Origin of the sequence: Acinetobacter sp. UBA3025, from assembly GCF_002367915.1 — a bacterium.
Taxonomy (GTDB): domain Bacteria; phylum Pseudomonadota; class Gammaproteobacteria; order Pseudomonadales; family Moraxellaceae; genus Acinetobacter.
Genome location: NZ_DFDO01000234.1, coordinates 1 through 5598 on the forward strand (window position 1 = coordinate 1; position 5598 = coordinate 5598).

The window sequence follows — 5598 nt, forward strand, 5'->3', positions numbered from 1 at the left end:
ATCTGGTTGTCTACCCAGCCGATGGACATGCGTGCGGGTATGGATACGGCCATGGCGCAGATTATGAAAGCCTTTGGCTCAATCAAACCGCATTGCGCCTACCTGTTCTGTAATAAACGTGGCCATCGTATGAAAGTGCTGGTACATGATGGACTGGGCATCTGGCTGTGTGCCAGGCGGCTGGAACAGGGAAAATTCCACTGGGCTAAAGTTCACCAGGGTGAAAATGTAGCTCTCAGTCCAGTACAGTTACAGGCATTAATTCAGGGTTTGCCCTGGCAGCGCATTGGACGACAGCAAGTGGTCACAATGCTCTAAACTAGGCTGTTCCATTCTGCTATTCTCCAAACGTTCTATTTCCTCTGCGTCATGACCTCAGGCATACTGCGGTCATGAAAATGCTGCCTGATTTAAGCCAACTGACCCATGAACAATTGCTGGAATTTACCCGGCAGTTGGCGATGCAGCATCAGTCTCTGGCACAATCAAATCAAGAATTAGAAAAATCAAACCAGCAATTGGATGCCAAAGTTCAGCATCTTTCTATTCTCAATCAAAAATACGAGCATGAACTGGCGCTGTTTAAAAAGCATAAATTCGGCAGTAAAAACGAACATCTCACCGCAAAACAAATCCATCTATGGGACGAAGCGGTCGAAGAAGATATCGCACCGTTGATCTGGAATTAGAACGATTAAATGCAGATAAAACCGATGCAGGGACACAGAAAGCCACAGTCAACAAACCTAAACGTCGACTGCTGCCAGATCATCTACACACCATCCGTATTGAGCATGAACCTGCATCAACCCAATGCAGTTGTGGCTGCCAGTTACGTCGTATCGGCGAAGATATCAGTGAAAAACTGCATTTCAGACCGGCACAGTTCTACAAGGAACAGCATGTCCGTGGCAAATGGGTCTGTGATCAGTGTGACACCCTGACTCAGCAAGCGATGCCTGCCTATGTGATTGATAAAGGCATTGCTTCACCTGAACTGCTCAGCCATGTGCTGGTATCGAAGTATGCCGATCATTTGCCGCTATACCGTCAGCGCCTGATCTATCAGCGGGCTGGCATTGATCTGTCCAGATCCACTTTATCTGACTGGATAGGTCGCTGCGGTGTGGAACTGGAACCTCTGGCTAATGCCTTAAAACAGGTGGTATTGCAACAGCGGGTGATCCATGCCGATGAAACGCCGGTCACCATCATGCGGATGGGTGAGAATGAGAAAAAACCGAAGAAAGGTTATGTCTGGGCCTATGCCACCACACAGTACAATCCAGTTCAAGCGGTGATCTATGACTTTCAGGATAGCCGTTCAGGTCAGCATGCTGAAGAGTTCCTGAATGGCTGGCAAGGCCATCTGGTCTGTGATGATTACAGTGGTTATAAAGCACGCTTTAAATCAGGCCAGGTCATTGAGGTGGGCTGCATGGCGCATGCACGTCGTAAATTCCATGAACTGCATGTGACCGAGGAAAGTCAGATCGCTGAACAGGCATTAGTGCTGATTCAGAAACTGTATGCCATAGAAGCCGAACTCAGAAAAAAGACCGATGGTACAGCAGAACATCGCCGCGAATACCGGCAACAGCATAGTCAACCAGTGATGCAACAACTATATGAATGGCTCAACCAACATTATCTGGCGGTGCCATCGAGTTCTCCAACTGCCAAGGCGATCAATTACAGCCTAAAACGTTGGCCAGCCTTAAGCCGCTATCTGGATGATGGCAATTTGCCTATAGATATGAGCAGCATTGCTGCGCAAGGGATTGAAAATCAGATGTGCCCCTGGGCGTTGGGACGTAAGAACTGGCTGTTTGCTGGCTCGCTGCGCAGCGGTCAGCGAGCAGCCAATATTATGACATTAATCCAGTCAGCAAAGCTGAATGGACTGGATCCGTATGCCTATTTAAGTGATGTGCTGAAAAGGCTACCGACGCATAAAGTGACCCAAATAGAAGAATTACTGCCACACCGCTGGAAATCCGACCAAAATTAAAAAATAGGTATGGGATTCAGCGGACGCTTACTTCATATGTTTATATACATAATATTTAAAAAAGAAAAAATAAGGAATTATCTTAAAACTACATAAAAAATTTTACTTACTGCCTTATATGCTAAAATTGCTGGTATATAGTGACTCTATTTGTCACTCGGTTTATTTTATTAAATTTATGTTACAAGGTCTGGATTAATGCTAGAGCTCTCAGAACTCAAAATTGCCATTATCGGATTAGGTTACGTCGGTTTACCTTTGGCTGTTGAATTCGGTAAACAAGTCCCAGTCATCGGATTTGATATTCACCAAAAACGCATCGATGAACTCAAGTCTGGTAAAGACCATACCTTGGAAGTGTCTCCGGAAGAATTAGCACAAGCGACAAGATTACGTTACACTGCCAATTTAGAAGATCTCAAAGATTGCAACTTCTATATCGTGACTGTTCCAACTCCCATTGATCAGTTTAAACAGCCAGATCTCACTCCATTGATTAAAGCATCACGAAGTATTGGACAAGTTTTGTCCAAAGGTGATGTGGTGGTTTATGAATCCACTGTTTATCCAGGTGCGACTGAAGAGGCCTGTATTCCGGTACTGGAACAGGTGTCAGGTTTAATATTCAATACCGATTTCTTTGCTGGCTATAGCCCGGAACGAATTAACCCAGGCGACAAACAGCACCGCGTGACTAATATTTTGAAAATTACTTCAGGTTCTACCCCAGAAGTGGCGGACTATGTTGATCAGGTCTATAAGCTGATTATTCAGGCAGGTACACATAAGGCGCCAAGTATCAAAGTCGCAGAAGCAGCGAAAGTGATTGAAAATACCCAGCGTGACGTGAATATCGCATTAATCAATGAGCTGGCGGTGATCTTCAATAAAATGGGTATTGATACTGAAGCCGTACTGCAGGCAGCAGGTACCAAGTGGAATTTCTTGCCCTTTCGTCCAGGTTTGGTTGGTGGTCATTGTATTGGCGTAGACCCGTACTATTTAACCCATAAGGCACAATCCATTGGCTACCATCCTGAAATTATTCTGGCAGGCCGTCGCCTGAATGATGGTATGGGAGCCTATGTGGTAACCCAGCTGGTCAAAGACATGATCAAGAAAAAGATTCAGGTAGAAGGTGCCAAAGTGCTGGTACTCGGCTTGAGCTTTAAGGAAAACTGTCCGGATATCCGTAATACCAAAGTGATTGATATCGTGCATGAGCTGCAGGAATATCATATTCAGGCGGATATCTATGATCCCTGGATTGATGCTGCTGAAGCAGAGCATGAATATGGTATTCAACCAATCACTGAGCTGAAAAATGGTGAATATGATGCAGTGATTCTGGCTGTAGCGCATGAACAGTTTAAAGCGATGGGAGCGGCACAGATTCGTGCTCTAGGTAAGGTCAATCATGTCCTGTATGACCTGAAATATATATTCAGTCAGGCCGAGTCAGATCTACGTCTGTAACCCATTTGCATCATTTAGGATTTAAAAAGAATGAACCAATACCAAACGGTGTGTGAGCAGTTGCAGCAGGCACCGAAAACCTGGCTGGTGACAGGTGTTGCAGGCTTTATTGGCTCTAACCTGCTGGAAACCTTGCTAAAACTGAATCAGAAAGTAGTAGGCCTGGATAATTTCGCCACTGGTCATCAGTATAATCTAGATGAAGTTCAGTCACAGGTCAGTGCCGAGCAGTGGACAAATTTCCATTTTATCAAAGGTGATATCCGTAATTTGGCAGACTGTCAAAAAGCCTGTGCAGATGTGGACTATGTTTTGCATGAAGCTGCACTGGGCTCCGTGCCACGTTCTATTGCTGATCCGATTACCACTAATGAAACCAATATCAGCGGTTTTCTAAATATATTGACTGCGGCACGGGATGCTGGTGTTTCCAGCTTTACCTACGCTGCTAGTAGCTCGACTTATGGTGATCATCCGGCTCTGCCTAAAGTGGAAGAGCATATTGGTCATCCTTTATCCCCTTATGCCGTGACCAAATATGTCAATGAGCTGTATGCCGATGTGTTTGCTCGTGCTTACGGTTTTAAATCGATTGGTCTGCGTTACTTTAATGTTTTTGGCAAGCGTCAGGATCCGAATGGTGCCTATGCGGCGGTGATTCCAAAATGGACAGCATCGATGATCGCTGGCGATGATGTGTTCATTAATGGTGATGGTGAAACCAGCCGTGATTTCTGCTTTATTGAGAATACGGTACAGGCCAATATTCTGGCAGCCACTACCACCAATGAAAATGCCAAAAATCAGGTTTATAATGTCGCGGTGGGTGATCGTACTACCTTGAATGAACTGTATCGCGCCATTCAGAATGCTTTAGCTGAAAATGGTGTGCAGTATGATAAGGATCCGATTTATCGTGATTTCCGTGCGGGTGATGTGCGTCATTCTCAGGCCAGTATTGCCAAGATTCAGCAGCATTTGGGCTATGCGCCACAATATAAAATTGCTGAAGGTATTCAACTGGCAATGCAGTGGTATGTTCACAATCTGACATGATTGCGCGTCTGCTCGCCAAATACCAATCTGTTGGTTTAATTACCCTAAGTTTACTTGTAGGTGCGATAATGACATTTATCGCACTTCCTGTTTTAACGCGCCTGTATTCGGTGCAGGACTTTGGCGAGTATGGCATTGCTTTGGCCGTGGTTAGTGTCTTATCCACGGTGGCCAATTTGCGTCTGGATCAGGCTCTACTCATCGCAGAAGAGCAGGAGAAAAAAAGCCTGATTTTTGAAGGCACCATTTTTTCTCTGATTCTGACACTGATTAGTGGTCTGGTATTAAGCTTCATCTTTCACTTTGATACGGTGGCTGCGATCTGTAGCGGTGTACTGGTCAATACTCTGATTCAGAGCCTGTACAATTATAAATTTGCTGCACATGCTGAATATTTTTGTGCCGGGCTGAATATTTTCCGTAGCCTGATTGTGATTGCAGTCCAGCTGAGTTTGCCGCTGCTGATGCGTATTGCCTTGATTGACAGCTATATGATCAGTTCAGTGATCATGATCATCGCGGTGTTGTCTTATATTTTGAAGAATCAACTGTATCAGATCAGCTGGCAGGTATTTAAAAACTATAAAGATTTTATTTATTCCAATACGCCACATGCCTTGCTAAACAGTTTTTCACATAACTTGCCATATTATGTGGTGTCACATTTTATCGGTGTGCAGGCGATGGGTTTTTATGCCATTGTTGAGCGAACTTTACGGGTACCTATTAACCTGATATCGCAGACCTTGCGTCAATTCTTTATTCGCCTGTTTAAAAATACCCAAACCAATAAACCGGCTTTAAAAAGTAGCGTGCTACTTAGCGTAGTGTCTTTGCCCCTATTTGCCATTTTCTTTGTCATACCGGAATCTTTGTACCTCTGGATTTTTGGCAAGGAATGGGTTGGAATTTCACAGTATTTCCAGATTTTAGCTCTGGGATATTGGGCGATTTTCTGTAATCCGCCAAGTTCTGCTTATCTGGTAGCGCGGCGCAATAGCAAGGCCTTGTTTAAATTGCAGATTGTCGAGTTGTGCATTAAATTTATTTTATTT

General features: G+C 44.5%; 4 protein-coding genes and 1 pseudogene. All 5 read left to right on the forward strand.

Annotated features, from left to right (window positions below):
* The coding region (gene tnpB / locus B4J23_RS09915; protein ID WP_291360355.1) for an IS66 family insertion sequence element accessory protein TnpB at positions 1-318 on the forward strand (318 nt) is incomplete at its 5' end.
* Between the two features lie 74 nt (positions 319-392).
* A pseudogene (gene tnpC, locus B4J23_RS09920) lies at positions 393-2011 on the forward strand (IS66 family transposase).
* A 198-nt stretch (positions 2012-2209) separates the two neighbouring features.
* A complete protein-coding gene (gene tviB / locus B4J23_RS09925; protein ID WP_291360357.1) occupies positions 2210-3487 on the forward strand; it encodes a Vi polysaccharide biosynthesis UDP-N-acetylglucosamine C-6 dehydrogenase TviB in 1278 nt (425 codons plus the stop codon).
* 30 nt (positions 3488-3517) lie between these two features.
* Complete coding sequence (locus B4J23_RS09930; protein ID WP_291360359.1) at positions 3518-4543, forward strand: NAD-dependent epimerase/dehydratase family protein; 1026 nt, start codon at positions 3518-3520, stop codon at positions 4541-4543.
* On the forward strand, positions 4540-5598 hold a 1059-nt coding region (locus tag B4J23_RS09935), incomplete at its 3' end, for a lipopolysaccharide biosynthesis protein (protein WP_349678868.1). The genes B4J23_RS09930 and B4J23_RS09935, both read left to right, overlap by 4 nt.